The 17,532-nt window shown below is 43.3% G+C and carries 11 protein-coding genes; 1 reads left to right on the forward strand and 10 read right to left on the reverse strand.

The annotated features are described in order from the left end of the window. Window positions 1-293 precede the first annotated feature (293 nt). Complete coding sequence (locus tag ABMY45_RS03780) at window positions 294-1,253, reverse strand: DUF3137 domain-containing protein (protein WP_349288418.1); 960 nt, start codon at window positions 1,251-1,253, stop codon at window positions 294-296. Between the two features lie 1,496 nt (window positions 1,254-2,749). On the opposite strand from ABMY45_RS03780, the gene ABMY45_RS03785 reads away from it, so the two are divergent. Further along, window positions 2,750-3,661 carry an AraC family transcriptional regulator gene (locus ABMY45_RS03785; protein WP_174169666.1) on the forward strand — a complete coding sequence of 304 codons (912 nt, stop codon included), beginning with the start codon at window positions 2,750-2,752 and terminating at the stop codon, window positions 3,659-3,661. 70 nt (window positions 3,662-3,731) lie between these two features. Here ABMY45_RS03785 and ABMY45_RS03790 read toward each other — a convergent pair whose 3' ends face one another. From ABMY45_RS03790 to ABMY45_RS03830, 9 genes are all read right to left on the reverse strand, one after another. Continuing rightward, window positions 3,732-5,609: a hypothetical protein gene (locus ABMY45_RS03790; RefSeq protein ID WP_349288419.1), complete on the reverse strand. Its 1,878-nt coding sequence runs from the start codon at window positions 5,607-5,609 to the stop codon at window positions 3,732-3,734. Continuing rightward, window positions 5,606-6,742 (reverse strand): NAD(P)H-binding protein, encoded by a 1,137-nt coding sequence (locus ABMY45_RS03795; protein WP_349288420.1) that lies wholly within the window; start codon window positions 6,740-6,742, stop codon window positions 5,606-5,608. Before ABMY45_RS03795 ends, ABMY45_RS03790 begins: the two co-directional genes overlap by 4 nt. Window positions 6,743-6,838: 96 nt before the next feature. Continuing rightward, window positions 6,839-8,989, reverse strand: a complete 2,151-nt coding sequence (locus ABMY45_RS03800) for a TonB-dependent receptor (RefSeq protein ID WP_349288421.1) — start codon at window positions 8,987-8,989, stop codon at window positions 6,839-6,841. A gap of 269 nt (window positions 8,990-9,258) precedes the next feature. Next, window positions 9,259-12,588, reverse strand: a complete 3,330-nt coding sequence (locus ABMY45_RS03805; RefSeq protein ID WP_349288422.1) for a hypothetical protein — start codon at window positions 12,586-12,588, stop codon at window positions 9,259-9,261. Window positions 12,589-12,597: 9 nt separating this feature from the next. Beyond that, a complete protein-coding gene (locus tag ABMY45_RS03810; RefSeq protein WP_206471745.1) occupies window positions 12,598-13,473 on the reverse strand; it encodes an ABC transporter ATP-binding protein in 876 nt (291 codons plus the stop codon). A 23-nt stretch (window positions 13,474-13,496) separates the two neighbouring features. Continuing rightward, window positions 13,497-14,327 carry an ABC transporter ATP-binding protein gene (locus tag ABMY45_RS03815; protein ID WP_349288423.1) on the reverse strand — a complete coding sequence of 277 codons (831 nt, stop codon included), beginning with the start codon at window positions 14,325-14,327 and terminating at the stop codon, window positions 13,497-13,499. 8 nt (window positions 14,328-14,335) lie between these two features. Further along, entirely contained in the window at window positions 14,336-15,409 is a 1,074-nt protein-coding gene (locus tag ABMY45_RS03820) for an iron ABC transporter permease (RefSeq protein WP_239421006.1), read from the reverse strand. Then, window positions 15,406-16,419 (reverse strand): iron ABC transporter permease, encoded by a 1,014-nt coding sequence (locus ABMY45_RS03825; protein ID WP_349288424.1) that lies wholly within the window; start codon window positions 16,417-16,419, stop codon window positions 15,406-15,408. The genes ABMY45_RS03820 and ABMY45_RS03825 overlap by 4 nt, the downstream gene beginning before the upstream one ends. Before the next feature lie 19 nt (window positions 16,420-16,438). Further along, window positions 16,439-17,395, reverse strand: coding sequence for an ABC transporter substrate-binding protein (locus tag ABMY45_RS03830; RefSeq protein ID WP_349288425.1), 957 nt, complete (start codon window positions 17,393-17,395; stop codon window positions 16,439-16,441). Window positions 17,396-17,532 lie beyond the last annotated feature (137 nt).

The following is a 17,532-nucleotide window of genomic DNA, read 5'->3' on the forward strand; positions in this document are numbered from 1 at the left end:
CAATCGTTAATTAGTAACATTACAATTTAATACTGACCGACATAGCCATCTTTCTGCTGCATTTAGATTCGTTCATTCAGAACATTAAAAATTTGTTAGTGTAAAAAGACGACGAGTATTCATAGACTCTTAAAATCTTAAAACGTAACTGAACCTGTTTATACGGCTTGCATGCAGCCCAAGAAACCCGATGGTATAGATATTAGCCTAGTTACTGGGAAATTAAATTACACTAAATTACACTTGTGGTAAGTGATTGATTTTTTTTTGTGGTTACAATAAAAAGCCTGCTGCTAGCGAACCAGACTTTTTGCTAGGTTTTCAATCAGTAAGAATTGTTTGGCTATGTCTTCGGCCCAGCTGGGATCGTATTCTTTTTGTAGCTTTTTAGGGCTAAATAGGTTGGCTCCATAGTCAAGAGAGATCAGTATATCGCTACCTTCTATAAACATTTGGGCTTTTACTTCGGGGATTTTTAACCCTTTTGGTAGGTGACTGGATGAGAAGAACGTTTTGACTTGCGACAATTGCGCCATATATTCTGGCGTGAGTACTTCGCGGCAGGTTTCTTCATCTTTAGCATAGACTTGATACTCTTTTTCAAAGTCTTTTTGTTCAAATTTAACTCGCTGTAATCCTTTTAAAGATTGACGTCGATTTATCAGCATGTTCCAAAGCCCCGCATCTTGTAACACTACGATTGGAGTATCTACAGGTTCAGGCATACTCAGTTTTATAACTGCACCATTAAACAAACGTTTGCTGTCATTGTTCTGGTGATGCGTGCGTATATGCACTTCAGTAAAGTAAAAGGGAATGCCATTTACTTCGCCGTTAAATCCATCTTCAGCCACAGCTCGGCCTCCTTTGGCTAATATACCTGCACTGATAGCTTCCTCGCAGATAAGTAAATTACCGCCGACTGAATATTCTAAGTTAAGTGCTGAAGCAATTGGCGCCATCATATAAGCTCTAGTTAACACACCCTTAGTGAAAGACTTAAGAGAATGTTTTAACAAAAAGTAAATAGGAATTATTGAGATTAAGAGAAAAGGCGCAAGAAATAGTAAGGGGATTGCAATACCAACCGCCCACCATTTATAGCGCTTAAACGACTTCAATTTATTGTCAAGATCGCTATCAAAGCTGGATGTGGTTTTATCTAAATTGTAATAGGCCTCTTTTAACTGCATCTCAGCGCCAGCTAGGCGTGGATCAATATGATGCAGAGACCTCTGTTCTAATAATGGCATAACTTTTCCTTGTAAGTCGCAATGGAGATTGAGAAAAAATTGTACCTTGTAATACTTTATAAAGTAAGTGATAAGAGTGGTGAATATAATAAAAGGCGAGTTCAACTTTTTACGTGACGTCTTTCACTAGGGCGTTTTGACCTTTGCTGTTTGATTTTTATTCTTCTGAGTGTGTTTTGGTCACGACACTCGACTTGCAGGGCATAAACCAGTTCGTACGCAAGCTTTGGCCTATTTAACTCAAACCCATGTCGAACATAAATTGAGTATCCGAATACCTGAGTGTTGTTTACTATCGTCTCGTCAATAAAACCTCGGGATTCCCCGTTGCTTTTAATGGCTTGTTCGCGATAGGAAATGGGACGGTATCAAGATGAATGACGCAAATTTTTCTGGATGCTTAATCCCTTTTTATTATTGTCAATGGTCAAGTGACGTTTGATTTGGCACTTCGACACAGGCAGCGAAATCTATGATCACAAAAGTATCTGAAAAAGTCATCATCTCACATTGGCATATGGTTCTAAGGTCGTTATTTTCCTTGCCTATTGTTGTTAAAAACACTCTATGGTCAATCTACACCTTATAGAAGCGTCATGGTAAAGGGCCAAAATTTCATAAGGAAATATTAAAAACCCGCATAACTTTAGATGCGTCGGGCTTTTAGTTTATTTATATAAATTGGATAAGATTAAAAATGATAACTGACAAATACCGCGATGTTACTAATACTACTTTTGAAACAAACTAATGGTTGTAGTCAACACTCAAGGCGATAGTGTCGCTCAAATGCCAGTAGGCTATTACTAAAACAATGCACAGCATCCCACCTTGGCTTAGATACACGACTTATTTAACCTCTGGCCTATTGCAACAAATTTAACGCAGTAGAAAGGGATAACAGCTGCTAGAAAACATATTGTTATCCCGAGCTCAGGTTATTTATCAAGGCTGGCAGTCAAATTACCGCTTATTATACAGGTGCATACAGTCTTTTAGTTTGGATAGTCGTGACTATAGATAACTAACTCATTTATAGCAGCCTGTTTCGGCGCCAACAGCTGAAATTGGTATAACACCTCCGATTTGGTACCTAGACTTTGGCAGGACACGAGAGCGAAACTATCCCTAAAACTCTCTAGTAAAAGAAGGAATGTTCTAACTCTTTCCTTATGCAAATCTCTGGTTGAAAATTGTATTTTTTGGAATTTCTTATTGAGAATGATTTTTATTAGTGTTAACTTCTTAGGGAACATAACTCAGAATTTGTTTTTATCGTTTTTCATTTGTTAATATTTTGTTGTTCTGATGCGGTTAATAATGGGTGATGTAATAGATAGCTATATACGATTGAATAACTAAAAGTGAAATTCATTCTCATCTGACTTGTTGATATGGTGAAACATCTGGCTGTTCTCGGTAACTTACATGTTTCTCTAAAGGAAGTATTAGCTACAGATGCCTGAGTGATACGGGGATTGGAAGGGGGGGTAAAAATGACTATGTGTAGTGACATTGAAATAAGTACAGCGAATAAACAGCAGCATATTGATAATGTGGTTGGGCAGAATTTTGTGCAGTTGATGCCAGGGCTTTCTGTGAGCCTATCTTCAGCGCAGGATTTGGGGGCGGCAGATACTAAACATGTATTTCCTGGCGATGACCAATATATTCACATTAACAATGTTCTTGCGGGGAAGTTTGAAGCGACGGTCGGTAATACGCTTTTACAATGTGAGTGCGGAGACTTTAATATTGGTTTTTCGGGTGGGGAGAATTTTTGTGCTTACCATAGTAATGATTTTAGTAACTTAGAGATCATGATAAAACCCGAAGTGCTTAATGAGCTTGCTGGTGAAGAGCTCAGTGGGGTAGATCTAGGGAAAAGTATGTCATTCTTTGTGAAGCAAAGTGGCCCCAGTAGAAAAGTCAGCACATGTGCGAACCGTATTCATAAGTTGATAAAAGATCAAGAAGCCAACCCTCTGCTGCTGCATTCCGCTACGTTAGACTATCTATATTGGCATCTCACAGCACTGAAATCAGTTGACACGAGCAACCAACTCCCGCTTCGAGAGAAAAAGCAGCTTATGGCAGCAAGAGATTTTCTATTATCCGATCTTAGTTGCCCACCTACCATATCAGATGTGGCTAAGGTGGTTGGATTGAACCAGTGTAAGCTAAAAAAAGGCTTTAAGGTACTATTTAACAATACGGTTTATGGCTGTTTCCAAGAAGAAAGAATGCACAAAGCTATGAATCTATTAAAAGACAATAATGTAACCGAAACAGCAGTCTCGCTAGGTTATAGTAATGTGAGCCATTTTAGCGTGGCTTTTAGAAAACAGTTTGGGGTGTTGCCTAAAGAAGCGAGACTGAACCTCGCTCCCAGTATTGTTTGTGGTTAATCACTTTTGAGAGTATGTCCTGCGGGCTTTGCCCGCAACACATAAATCCATTCTTCATCGCCTTTTTCCGTTAGCCCATGGCTTGGAGCGTTAGCGTTTTACTCAAAGTGATGTCAACAACACCTTCACCTTTAAAGTTCCAAGTTATGTTCAAATTACTCTGACTGGCTAAAAAGGTTAGTGCTTCTTGCTCCATTTCTCTCACCATGTCAGCAAGCTCAGGGCAACCTAGCTCATTAAACATAGCGGCATACGCACAGTCGGTGATAGAAATGCAAATCGTTGAGGAGTCAGCCTGTGATTCGCTTAATGTAAATAGGCCAAGTTTGGCGTAGTTTCTAAGCCAAGTGAGCCAGTACTCTAAAATCACATTCTCTTTGTTTTCGAATATATTAAAGGATTCAGGATTAGGCCATAGCCAGCGCATTTCCATTTTGCCTGTCTCTAGAAACATGTCACGATATAATCGGTAGGCTTTATCCTGTCCTAGTAGTTTCCTCGCGTTGCCATAACCTGAGCTAAACATACTCATATCTTTAGTGATGGACTTCCAGATTTCGGTATATTCTCCTTGGTGTCTATCGCGCCAGTGCTGTAAGCCTTTATTATCTCGACGCCATGCTAACAGCGTAGAAATTACAAACTTTGCAAAGCTATACCTACTGGTGGCCTCTTTAAGTGCTCGCCATATCTCTGATTTATAGAGATATTCTTGTTGCCTTTTGGCCATTTTTGGATGTTGCTTTGTTACTGTATACCAATTTAACCCCAAATTTCTGAGACTATTGATGTCTGATGATACGCTGTCTACCCAGCCAAACTCTTGATCTGCTCGATGTGTGTTCTGGGTGTTTGCAGGTTTTGCCGTGACACCATATAAAGCCAATGTTTGCAGTAGCTTTTGGCGCGTTTTATAAGACAAATGCTCTACGGCTTTGACGCCATAGCTGTCAAAGAACACATTGTTTAGCCAACACTCAACCACAACACATGCCATCTTGGCGGTTAGTTCATAAGAAGAAATAACCCCGTGTAACATTAGCCCTGATTGCGGATTATTGTCTGGGTAAACCCATAAACAAGTATCGGGATCTGACTCTTTTTTGGTTTTGAGCTTTTGCCCATTGTTAAAAAACATCTTGGAGAAAAATGTATTTTTACGTTCGCCTAAGCGATATTTACTCATAAACTTTGCAAATCCAAGCGTTAGGTGTTGGATGTGATAACGACTATCTAGGTGCTTTATGTCTAGGTCTTCAGCAACATACTCACAACCAAGCCCAGCGACTTCAGGTGTTGCAAATGGAATTAGGTCGGCTGGCTTTTTCAATGCTGGAAAAGCAAACTGGTGTTGTGTGTCCTGCCAAGGCGTCTCAACCTGCTTGCGAGTCCCTTCTCGCCAGCAGGTTAAGTGATTGGTAAAGCTTGCTAAAATCGCTTGTGGACTGGTCTCGCCGCCACCATAGGCTGCGCCCATATACAAACGACATTGATAATAGCCCGTTGCAGATGCTTTTTTATGCGCAAGCTCAGTTAACAGTAGTGTTGAAATACCAGGGGAGAAGCCCATACCTGTGAGTAGCAAACGTTGTTTTGATTGGGCCTCAGTATTCAGTGCGTGTATTTGATCTGCAGCCTGTAGGCTGTCATTAATGTCGAGGGCATCTATATTCGCGTTCAAGCACAGTTGATGCGCCTGTAGGGCAAATTTATCCATTGGACCTAAAGCAATCACAGCTAAGTCGAACTTTTTGAGTGTTTCAATGCTTTTGGCTTTGTCATTTATATCAAAAGGAACAAAGTTAATATGCTCTGGCAATATGCCCGCTTTTGGTGTTCGCCGTGCCGCACAGCTTATTTTTAAATCTGAGAGGCGTTCACTGAGTAAGTTGATAATGCGCCTGCCCGACTCACCTGTACCTCCCAAGACGATGATATTTTTACTCATGCAGCCTCCTGTTTGGTGTTGTTGTCTGATTTAGAAAGAATAAGCCCTGCAACGACACCTGCTTGTTCGAGATCTTTTATAAAATGATTGGCATCAACAGCTTCATGTAGCATCATTGGACCTGTTTTGGTGATTTGATTGTTTAATAATTGCTTAGCCGTTATACCGATGATAAAGCCTGTAGCCTGATAGGTATCTTCTAGAATGATTTGGCCATGGTGTACGCGGTTGTCAGCACATTTAATTTGGGCATCGACGGCGTAAATTGGGTCGAGCTTACGCATATCTTTAGCTGAGGCCTTACATAACCATCGCGCCGCACGAGCGATAGTTTTATGGTTTTTGTACATCTTGAATATCTTGGCAATCATGCAAACAAACATAGCGCGGGGCCCTAGATTAGCACCGTAGACTTTAGCTGTTTGTATGTCATGTTCGTTGGCGAGTTGCACAATTTCTTCTGCATAAATCAACATAGTAGATGCGGTGCCTATGGGAGCAGGAAAGTGTGCTTTAGTACCAGCTTTTGAGAACTTTTCACGTTTAACTTGCTGGTTTTCCAAGTAGCAAAAGCCACGTTCGTGACCAAAGTCTCCTAACCCATTTATAATGTCCCATGCCGAATTGTAGCTCCAAGCGTCTCGGCCAACGTATTGCACTTCTAAGGATTTGATGTCCGCTCCACGGCTACATTGTTGAATAAGATAGGCGGGGAATACGCCTGATAAGCCCGGTAGCAAACCGACGTTGATGATGAGCGGTACTTCACTACTGTGCTTCTTTTCATGCTCGTGGAGAGACGCGTACACTGGATCGTAGCCACCAGCATCAATAATTGGTAAGCCTAACTCTTTACAGGCCAATACTATTTGATCGCCAATAATGCCTGAGGGGCCAACACAGGCGACGACCAGATCAGTATTCTTTAACTGAGTTTTTAAATCGTCGGTGTTTTGGACATCAAGTTGTACAGTATTTATTCGGTCTTGATGTTGCGAAATTGCACTGGGTAATGAGGCTGTTCTACGTGAAGCAAACGTAAGTGCGGCTTGTGTATGCTCAAGTAAATACTCAGCTGCTTTTAAGCCTACTTGACCTGTACCACCGAGCAATAACACGGATTGAGCTTGCATGGTAACTCCCTTAATAAGCGTATCAACGCATTGATATTATTTATACAACGTCACGGTGGCGCTTAGTGCGTGCGCCACTTTCCACTCGTCATTGGTTTAGAAATTAGTACCTACAGTGAGGCCTATGGTTCTCGGGTTTCCTGCTTCTGCCGTGACACCGAAACCAAAGTTAAATTCAACTTTTGAGTAATATTCATCAAGCGCATTCTTCACCCATAAGTGCGCGTACCAGCTTTCGCTTTCAAGTCCTACTTTGGCATTTAAAAGGTGATATGCAGATTGCTTCATTTGGTTACCTGCATCAAAGTAGTGATCGCCCATATAAATGTTTTCTAACTGTGTGAATAAGGTGAAGTCGCTGTTGAGTTCTGTACGATTGCTAATGGACAGGTTGGCACTGATCTTAGGCGTGTTTGGTAAACGATTATCGGAATAATCTTCTATTGCACCAGTTTCAAAGTTCACACTTTCATACTCGCTATAAGTGGCGTCAACATAACTACTTGAGAAGCCAATGGTCCAATCCGGGTGAGGCTGGTAGCGCGACTCAAATTCAACACCCCGGCTGGTACTTTCGCCAGCGTTATCAGTGATAATGGTGGTGTTTTCTAACATCTGTTGCACTTGTTGGTCGTCTAAAGAAACGTAAAATGCAGTGATTGAAAAGCTCAGTTGGTTTTCTAGCGCTAGTGCTTTATAGGCGATTTCATAGTTATTACTGTATTCAGGCTCAAAGCTAGGCTTGCTTAAGTTGGGATATAATGTGTCAAATCCTCCTGCTCGGTAACCTTTACTCCAAGACGCGTAAACAAGGTCATTATTGGCAGTTTGATAAGAGAGGGCTAATTTGGGTAGAACTTCGCTGAATTCTTCCTTGCCACCGTGTTGCGAGGTTACTCCAGTGGACTGAGAGTCGATGTTAATATCGGCTTCTCGCTGTTCTTTATGGTAGCGTAACCCTGCAATGACGGTAATATCCTGAGTGATTGCGTAGTCAACCTGGCCAAATACTGCCCAAGCTTGGTCATCTTTCCCGATAATCGAACGATCAACCATGGGTCCACTACCTGGGTACATAGAGGAGAAGTTTAGATCATTTCTTGTCGTACTCTGGGTATCTGATTGATAGGCATAGAACCCGACTAGCCAATGGTAGTCTTCAGTATTTTTAGAGCTCCAACGCATTTCATGGGAGAGCTGATCAAAGTCGTCCTCAGAGTGACTATGGAACTGATATCCTGCGTCATTGCCTGTATCTTGATCCGCGGTGTTCAGGTTATCCCAGTCACGCCAACTTGTGATCGAGATGAAGTTTACATTGTCACCGCTATAATCCAGTGTAACCGAAGCCCCCAGTGCATCGCGATCGTCAACTCCTTCAAAATCATGTTCTATGTGATCTGGGTTGGCTTTGATACGCTCAAGTTGTCCCATCGCATACGAATCGCCACGAAAACGTTCATAATCCACCACAAAATTGGCTTCAAGATTGTCTGACGCGATCCATCTAAGTTTAGCTCTCGCACTCAGATCGTCGCGTGCACCAAAGTCTTTATCTAAGTAGGTATTTTCAAGATGTCCATCGGTGTTGTATGCCGAAGCTGATAAGCCGAGAAATAGATTATCCGCAGTCAAGGGGGTATTCACACCTAATCTAACCCGCTTTGAGCCAAAGTTATCTGCAGAAAAGGCGCCTTTGAATTCCGGCATTTCGTCTGGTTGTTTGGTGATGATATTAATAACACCAGCCAGAGAATTGCCCCCATATAGTGTGCCTTGAGGGCCCCTTAGGACCTCAATACGCTCTATATCCACAAGGTCCAAATCAAAAATACTATTGCTACTATAATTCACGCCATCGACGTAAAAACCTATGGTGGGTTCGGTGAATAAACCCGGGCCTATGCCACGAATAAATACATTACTGTCTCTTCGGCCACCCCAGCTATAAACGTGAACACTCGGGATCGCTTGTCCAAGATCTGTGATTGAATAGGCTTCAGAGTCGACTAGTTCTTGTCCAAAAATAGCCGTTACGCTAGAAGCAACTTCCATAATATTCACGGTACGCTTTTCAGAAGTAACCTCAATTCGTTCCAAGTCGATATGTTTGGCTTGATCATCAGCAAATACTGCTGAAGAGAAAACGCCTAAACTCATTGCTAACAAGGTACGCGAAATGTGATAGTTGAGTTTAGAAGTGGAGAAGAGAGGTTTGGCCGCAGACGTCAGCTTATAACGAAACATAGTAAATTAGCTCCTAGTAACAACGAATAGTAGAGTAGTTGGGCATTGAGTTATGCTGCGCTAGAAATGGGTTTTTAGGCTTACTTCTCGTCAGCGTTGACCATTTGGTCGGCCCTGTTTTTATTGCCCGTTATTGTCTGAATAAGCAAGGAAAGCCACTACCCGAAAACGGCCATTACCCCTCTGTGCGGTTTTTTTTAAAGGTAGCGAACAAGGCTGATAGTAATTAGGGCGCTTATGTGGCAGCCCTAATCGTTTGTAATGGGGGTTTACAGAGGTAGATTTTGCACTTTTGCGTCATGTAGCGTCATTTGGTGAAATAATATATCTAGTTGTTTTTCATGTTTAGGTTGATTTACGGCTTGCAACAGCTTCAGGTACAACTGTTGTGCCGATATGGGCTGTGAAGCACTCTGCACTCGATAATGTGCTAGGGTATCATTGATCACATTGCTAAATTGCTCATTATCAATGAGCTGTGACACTTCATAAACAACAAGCTGCGATTTACTTTTGGCGTATGGTTGGTGCGTCAATGCTAAGGCGTTTTTCTCCACACCGGACTCTTTAGTACGTGCTAATAAGTAGTCATTTTTAATGCTAGCCAATAGTTGTTGTGTTGCTTTGCTACTCAATCTTGATTTGGTCAGCGCAAACCAAGTTGGCACTCCCTCAGACAGTATGGGGTAACCTGCGGTGTTTGCGATTGCGATATTCTGCCACCAAACCTGAGCAACTGCATCGTGTACGGTGTATTCTAACCAGTCGGAACTGGATGGATCATTATAATTGTGTTGCCAAGCGGACATTTCGGGGATAAGCACTAAATTTGCGCTAACCGTTTGTTCTCCCATACCCTGAGGTAACGCTGCTATTTTTAAGCTGTTGTATGGGTAGGTTCCAAATATTGCTTCGCCTTGTTCAAGTGCATGTTTTGCTCGTTGTGTCATGGAATGTAGAATGGCTTCATCGGTGTTAAGATAAAACAGTTCTATGGGAATATCTTTGCCGGTTTTTGCGCTTGTCCATGTAGACTGGTGAATTTTGTATCCGGCGCTCACAATGACAGGATCCCAATGACTCGCGGTCATTGTTTGAAATTCATAGCTGTGGCGCTGTCCTTGTGTTTGGTGTTTCTGCAGATCCCCCGGCGCCACAACTACTTGATTGTTGGGGACGTCAATTTTTAGTTTATAGGTGAGCAGATCGGCGTCGTCGTGTTGGTACAAGTCTAGTGTTTGTGATTGGCCGAAAAAGTCTGGTGCCAGCGGGTCAAGGTTAAACTTCTCTCGTAACACGTTGTCTTTGATGATGTTGTTTTTCTCGAACCCAATGGAAGGCCAAAAACTTGCATCAATATAGCTGGCATTTTTTGTCACTTTGCCAATGTAATCAGTTGCGTGATTACTATAGCCTTGATATTTGACTGAAGCCGCAAAACTGAGCTGACTTTGTTGCTCATGAATGAGAGGCGTACTCAAGCCCCAAACCGAGGCATGATGCGCTTTGTCTAAAGCGAGCAGTGAAAGCGCTTGACCAGAAAGTAAGATTTCATCAAAAGCGGTATAGTTGTTGGTGTTGAGTAGCAACTGCTCGATTGCATTCTGGTTTGAATTAACCAGTGTTAAGTTGGCCGTGTATTGTATAGCGCGCTGATTTGGGTGTAGCGATATGGCAATTTCTGCGTGGCGAATTTTAGGCTGCGGTTGTGTATCGAATTGCCGGTATTGGTTTTCGTAGTCGGCTTGTACAGCATAACCATCGGCTTGTGTTTCAAATTGACCGTTAATGATCATCTCTTGATGAATTGAATAGGCTTGATAGCCAAAAACTGTGCCTGACAACAGCATAATAGCCAGTGATCGCGGTGTAACCTTTTGTGGTAAAGCTATTAATCTTTCTTTAAAAGGTGCAAGCACTCCTCGTGTCCACAGCCAGCTACTTAATACTAGCAATACACAATAAAAACTGAGCCAGTAGAGCATAAGATTGAGATCTCTGATGATAAATTGCTCGGTAGATGCAATTTCGGAGAGTTGAGCAATAGATGGCCATGCCCATAAATACATAAAGTTCTCTATCGCGTGAGTTTCATTGAATATCGCAGGAGAAATACAGAGCACCACGGCACATACCTGTGCGGCAACTTTAGACTGCAATAGCCCGTAACTAATGATGGCTATAAACACGTAAGCGAGCATTAATGGCAGCAAAACAAGCATACTCAAATGCAATAAACTTTGCCAATCGGGGTCAAAATAACCTTGTATAAATTGTGTACCCAATAAGCCTGAAATAGGCACTAGCATTAATACGAACGCAACAAGAACAGCGCAGATTATATGGCTTAAAGGAGCTTGCCAATCGGGCGTTGGGCACACAGCGACCAGCTGTGCGGTATTTAGCTGGTGGTCTTTGTGGCACTGATCAACTATAAAAAAAGCGGCGGCAAGCATGGTAAAAATCAAACTGGGATAAATTAACACGGGAAGCAGCGTGTGCGTTCTTGGCAAAATAGCTGCGCTGCCCTCCATGCCCGGCAAACGGTAGCTTAAACCGGCGATGATCTGCATCAACGAAAGCGTCAACATTGATAGGTAAAACGCCTTATTAGTAATGATTTGGCGAGCTTGAAGATAACCGGAGTAGGCGCTGAATTTAAGCCAGTAGACTGTGGCTTTATTGGTTATCAAGGTTAATGGGTTCATATTTAGTTTGCTTGAACTGTGCGTGTGTTGTTGCGCTTTTGCAACGGGTTTTGCTGAGGCTTTTTTGTTGTTACTGGTTCTAAATTTCGTTAAATCGAAGCGCCACCATGCAAATACTAGCAAAGCTAATGCTAGTGCTAAATAAAGCAAACGATTGTAAAGTAACGCCCCATCTAAACTTAAAAACTGGGTCATTCTTTGCTGTGCCGTCCAGTAAAAGATTTGTCCTTCAACTGTAACCTTACCCAATGGATCAACAACTTGCAGCCAAGGGGCTTGTGGTGCGCCGTCACCAAACAAAGCGGTGATAATGACAAACGAGCCAACGGCTATCATCATCGCTGCATAAGCTGGTGTAGCGCGTCCAGTGAGTGCCGTGAGCGCAAACGGAATAGCGGTATAAACAATGCAAGCTGGGAGTACCCAAAGCAGTATAGCGTGTAAAATATGGGGCCATGAAGTTGCTATAAAATCACTATCTGGGTAGAGTCCAAAGAGGCTTGAGATCAGAGGTAAAGTCACCATGGCGATGACAACTGAGCTCATGACTAACAGCACAATAGCTAAACTCGCTAAATATTTACCGATAAAATAGTGTTTGCTATTGATATCAAAACTATACAAATAGTCTGCAGTTTTAGAATTAAGATCCCTGAGTAATGTTGGGACTACCAGTGCGCTACCCACCGTGGCAGCCCAAAATGTGTAGTACATAAACAAGTAGTAGATTGCATATGGCGAGTTGCGTGCAACCCTGCCACTTTGCATGAGTGTATCCCATTCACCGCCTAACATTTCTCGGTAGCCCATGGCTATCATGGCTATTAAACAACCCCAAGTGGCTATGGAGCGTAGTCGATATTTTAACTCAAACAAAAAACTGGTGAACATACATGCTCCTTAAACCGCAAGTTCAGGGACGTAGCTGAAGTAAAAGTCTTCTAGGTCCGCAGTGCTTTGAATAAAGTTTGCGGTGGGTGCGGTGTCGTTTTGGATAGTGGCTTGGATGTTGCCTTTAACAATACGTGTCGAAATCACTTTGTAATTGTCTCGTAGTGTTTTCAACTCATTTCTTGATACTGATTTGTGCCAAATCTGGTGCTCTATTGAGGCGACGAGCTCATCGGGCTTGCCGCGTGCCAGTAGAGTTCCTCGGTTGAGGATCCCCATATCATCACAAAGGTTAGTGACGTCTCCTACAATATGTGTGGAGAGGATCACGATGGCACTGTCAGTGAGTTGGTGCAAAATACTATAAAAGCGGTTGCGCTCTGCTGGGTCTAGTCCCGCGGTTGGTTCATCAACAATGATGACCTTAGGGTTGGTCAATAAAACTTGCGCTATACCAAACCGCTGGCGCATACCACCTGAGTATGTATCTACCGCTTTATGACAATGCTCTGTGAGGTTAACCAGCTCCAACAATTCATTAATTCGACTTTTTCGTTCCTTGGCATTGTGAATACCCTTTAAACGAGCGAAATAGTCCAGCATATCGGTGGCGGATGCATTTGCATAAACACCAAAATCCTGAGGCAAGTAGCCCAGTTGACGACGGAACTCAGCAGGGTTTGTGAAGATATCTTGCCCATCAAAATATATTTTGCCACTGTCGGGCGTTTGTAGGGTGGCAATGGTGCGCATAATACTGCTTTTACCAGCTCCGTTGGGACCAAGCAGGCCGAACATGCCCTTGCTTATGGTTAAATTGATATCTTTTAGTGCGTGAACACCGTTTGCATACGTTTTTGATACGTCACGAATTTCTAATTCCATTTCATTAGCTTCTGTTGTTGATTTTAGATTGCGACACTGCGCAGTGGTGCCGCTGAATTAGAGGTAAATTGATCCTCTGTTCCAAGTGGTAAGCACAGCGGCTTAGTTATCTGGCCATAGCACTGAGACACAATTGCAACATCAATGTTGAACAGCCGTTTAATGATTTGCTCTGTGACGACTTGTTGCGGTGTGCCATCAGCTATTATCGAGCCATTGTTAAGAGCGATAATTCGGTCACTGAATTGACTGGCTTGATTGATATCGTGTAGCACCATCACAATGGTTTTGTGTTCATGAATTTGTAACTGCTTAAGTAAGTCTAAAAGCTGAAACTGATGACCTAAGTCTAGATAAGTCGTGGGTTCGTCTAGGAGTAAAATTTCAGATTGCTGTGCCAAGGCCATTGCTAACCATGCTCTTTGGCGCTCACCACCAGATAAATGCTGTAACGGCTTATGTTGCAACGCTTCAAGTTTGGTCTTTTTGAGCGCCCAAGTAATGGCATCCTGATCATGTTGCGATAATGTCTTGAACATTCCCAAATAGGGAAATCGACCATGACCAACAAGCTGTTTAACGAGCATACCACTTGGAGCTTGTGGACTTTGGCCGAGTAATGCGAGTTTCTTTGCTAACGTTTTAGGGGACCATTGGTGAAGCGGCTGTTGCTCCAAAGAGATAGTCCCTTGCTGCGGTTGAATGAGTCCGCCAAGTAGTTTAAGTAAGGTGGACTTACCACTGCCATTTGGACCGACAATTGCGGTGATCTGATGACGTGCAATAGAGACAGACAAGTCTTTTAGCACCGGCCTATGTTGATAATGTAAGGTTATTTGATCTGCATTTAACATGATAAATCCTAATTTTGGCGGCGGATCAATAACAGCAAGATGGGAATGCCCATCAAGGTGGTTAGCGTGCCTGTGGGGATCTCTAAAGGAGAGATGAGCGTTCGGCTTGCAATGTCTGCCGCCAGCGTTAATGAAGCCCCGGCTAACATACAGACCACCATCAGGTGGGGGAGGCTGGTACCTAAGCCGAGTCGGTTAAGTAGCACTTTGGCAAAGTGTGGCACAATTAAACCAACGAATCCGAGTGGACCCGTGATTGCGGTGGCACTGGCCGCCAGTGCTACCGCAATCAATAAGCTAATTAAACGCCACCTAGTGACGTTTAGCCCTAAAGTTCGTGCGGCATCGCTATCTAATTGCAGTATCGACAAATACTTTAATAATGCGAAGCAACTAAGCACGCCAACAAATGTCCAAGGAAGAAGCAAAAACAATTGGCTAAAGTCCCTGCCATACAGGCTACCTGCTAACCAAATCAAACTGGTTTCTGTACGATTCCCTCCCCATGCCAAAATGGCCCACATAACTAAAGCATTTAACACCGCGCCTATCGCGACCCCGTTAAGCGCCAATTGATTAGGCTGTAGTTGCTGTCGCCAACTAAGTTTCAACACCAAAGCCGTGGCTAGCACCCCACCGAGCAATGCTACAGCGGGAAGCCAAGCAAAGTTAAAATTGAAATCACTGAAGCCGAATACATGAAGTTGAATATAATCCACCACAAGTAAACAAAGTACGATGGCTAAACTCGCGCCACCATTGACTCCTAAGATACTAGGGTCGGCAAGTGGGTTGCGGATCACGGCCTGTAAAATTAGTCCTGCCAGCGCAAAATGGATCCCAACCAACATGGCTAACAATGAGCGAGGTAAACGCAGCTGCCAAAGAATATTCGAATCACTATTTTGTGGTATTGAGGAAATCAGTATCTGCCAAACAGATTGCATCGACAGTGGTACAGACCCCATACTTAGCGCGGTAAAAAATAAGCAAATAAGTAGCGCGATGAGTGAGATTAATAAACCATAGAAAGGCCAAGGCTTAATTTCTCGGCAAGCGGATATAGTCATTGTTCGATTCATATAGACGCCTGCTGATAGCGAGATTGGATGAGCCAAACTAAGCTTGGTCCGCCAAACAGCACGCATAGTATACCCACAGGGATCTCCTGATAATTTGCCAGTAAGTCGGACAGACTGACAAGCACAGCACCGCTTAGCGCGCTGCCAAATAAGACATAGCGGTACTCATAAGCCAAGTGCTTGGGCAGTAAAGTGCGGCACAAGTGAGGAGCAACCAGCCCCACAAAAGCGATGGGGCCCGTAACAGCCACGGTGGCAGATGTTAGCACAACGGCAACGGTGAGCGTTTGAATACGCCAGCGTTTTACACTTCCCCCAATACTTTTTACGACATCGCTATCGAGTTGTAAAATGGTGAGCGGGCGGGCTAACAGTGCACATAAAATAACACCGAGTAATGCGATAGGAGCTAATAACGAGACATGTTGCCAAGTGCGATTTGCAACGCTGCCAAGCAACCAATAAAACAACCCTCTGGTGTCAGTGCTTACCGAGATTAGTAGCAAAGTTGTTGCGGCGGCGCAAAACAGAGAAACGCATAAACCAGATAGAATAAGATTCACAGGCTCTAGTTTTTGCTTCCAAGAAAGCCATAGTGTGACTGACATCGCCAAAGCACCGCCAAATATACCCGCTATAAATTGGAAGTAGGTACTTAAACCGGTAAAAGTGAGGACCAGTACAATAGCCAATGCGGCTCCAGAAGAGACGCCGACGAGGCTTGGGGATGCGAGCTCATTTTGTGTTACTGCCTGAATAATGGCTCCTGCTATGCCAAGTGTTGTACCTGCGATGATAGCCAATGTTAGACGAGGTAGTCTCAGCTCCCAAACGACAAAACTAGCTTGTGACTTTGACGGGTTAATAAGTACAGACCAAACTTCTTTTAATGTGAGCTGATAGTCGCCGATTGTTACAGACAGCAGTAGGCTGAGTAGTAACATACATACGCCGATTAGATATAAGCCAGTGGGCGTTGTAGCGAAGCGAGGTCTCTCTGAGTTAATCATAGCGTGCTTACATTACCTGCTATAAATGACCAAATTGCATTGGTGTGGCCCGTGCTTTATTAGCTAGGTCGCTTGGTGGGGCAAATTGGTCAGGGTGCAATAGATGCGCTAATTCTTGTAAGACGAGCCTTCTAGCAATTGGGCCGTGAGGCATCACGTAATGGTCTGCGACTCGGTAGGCGCGGCCATTGGTAACGGCTTTGAGCTGCTTCCAAACTGGATGTGATTTAAAGGGCCCAGGTTCGCCTTTGAAGGAAATAATTACATCAGGGTTAAGCTTTAACAACGACTCCATCGAAATCGGGGCGGAATCAAGCTTTTTTAAGTCCGGCTGTGGAGAGGTGCCGACGCTATTTTTACCTTTGAGGGTCGCCATCATTTCAACGGTAAAATGATGGTCGTAAAATGCATAAGGTACATCTGACCAATGCCACAAAAACACCACAGATTGTGCTTTTAGAGGTGCAGTTGCAAAATGCTTGAGCTGATCTGCAAATACTCGGTTTAATTCAGCACCTTTTGCTTCCTTGCCCAGCGCTTTAGCCGCAGAGATTATAGCCCGATCTGAGTCGGATTTGGTGACCAAGTCATAAGCTAAAAAGGGACTGATTTCCTCAAATTTGGCTTCAAATGGCTCGGTGTAGGTACGCAGTCCGATGGTGAGATCGGGTTTTAGCGCAGTCAACACTTCCAAGTTCGTCTCATGAATTTCACCAAGATCTAGCATATGTTTAGTTTGCTCACCGAGGTAGGGTGACATCTGATGATTGAGTGTTGAGATCGCTACAGCTTGCATACCTAGAGCACTGAGTAAATCAGCACCAAATACTGAGACCGCGGCGACCTTTTTGGGTGAAGTGTTAATAGTAACAAGTTTGTCGCGGTCATCTTTCACTACGACAGGAAACTGAGCATTAACGCTGAGAGACGATAATGTTGATAAACATGCACAAAATAGCAATATGAAGCGACGCATTAGCGTTTCCTTGCGAATAATTGGGTTGGTTTAATAGGTACATTTTGCAATGCTTAAAAACCCAGCACTACCCACATCGGATTTGTAATCCCCAAAAGAGATAATTTTTAACAGCGCTGGAAGAAGGAGCTGGGGGG

The organism is Pseudoalteromonas sp. XMcav11-Q (genome assembly GCF_040104525.1).
Classification (GTDB): domain Bacteria; phylum Pseudomonadota; class Gammaproteobacteria; order Enterobacterales; family Alteromonadaceae; genus Pseudoalteromonas.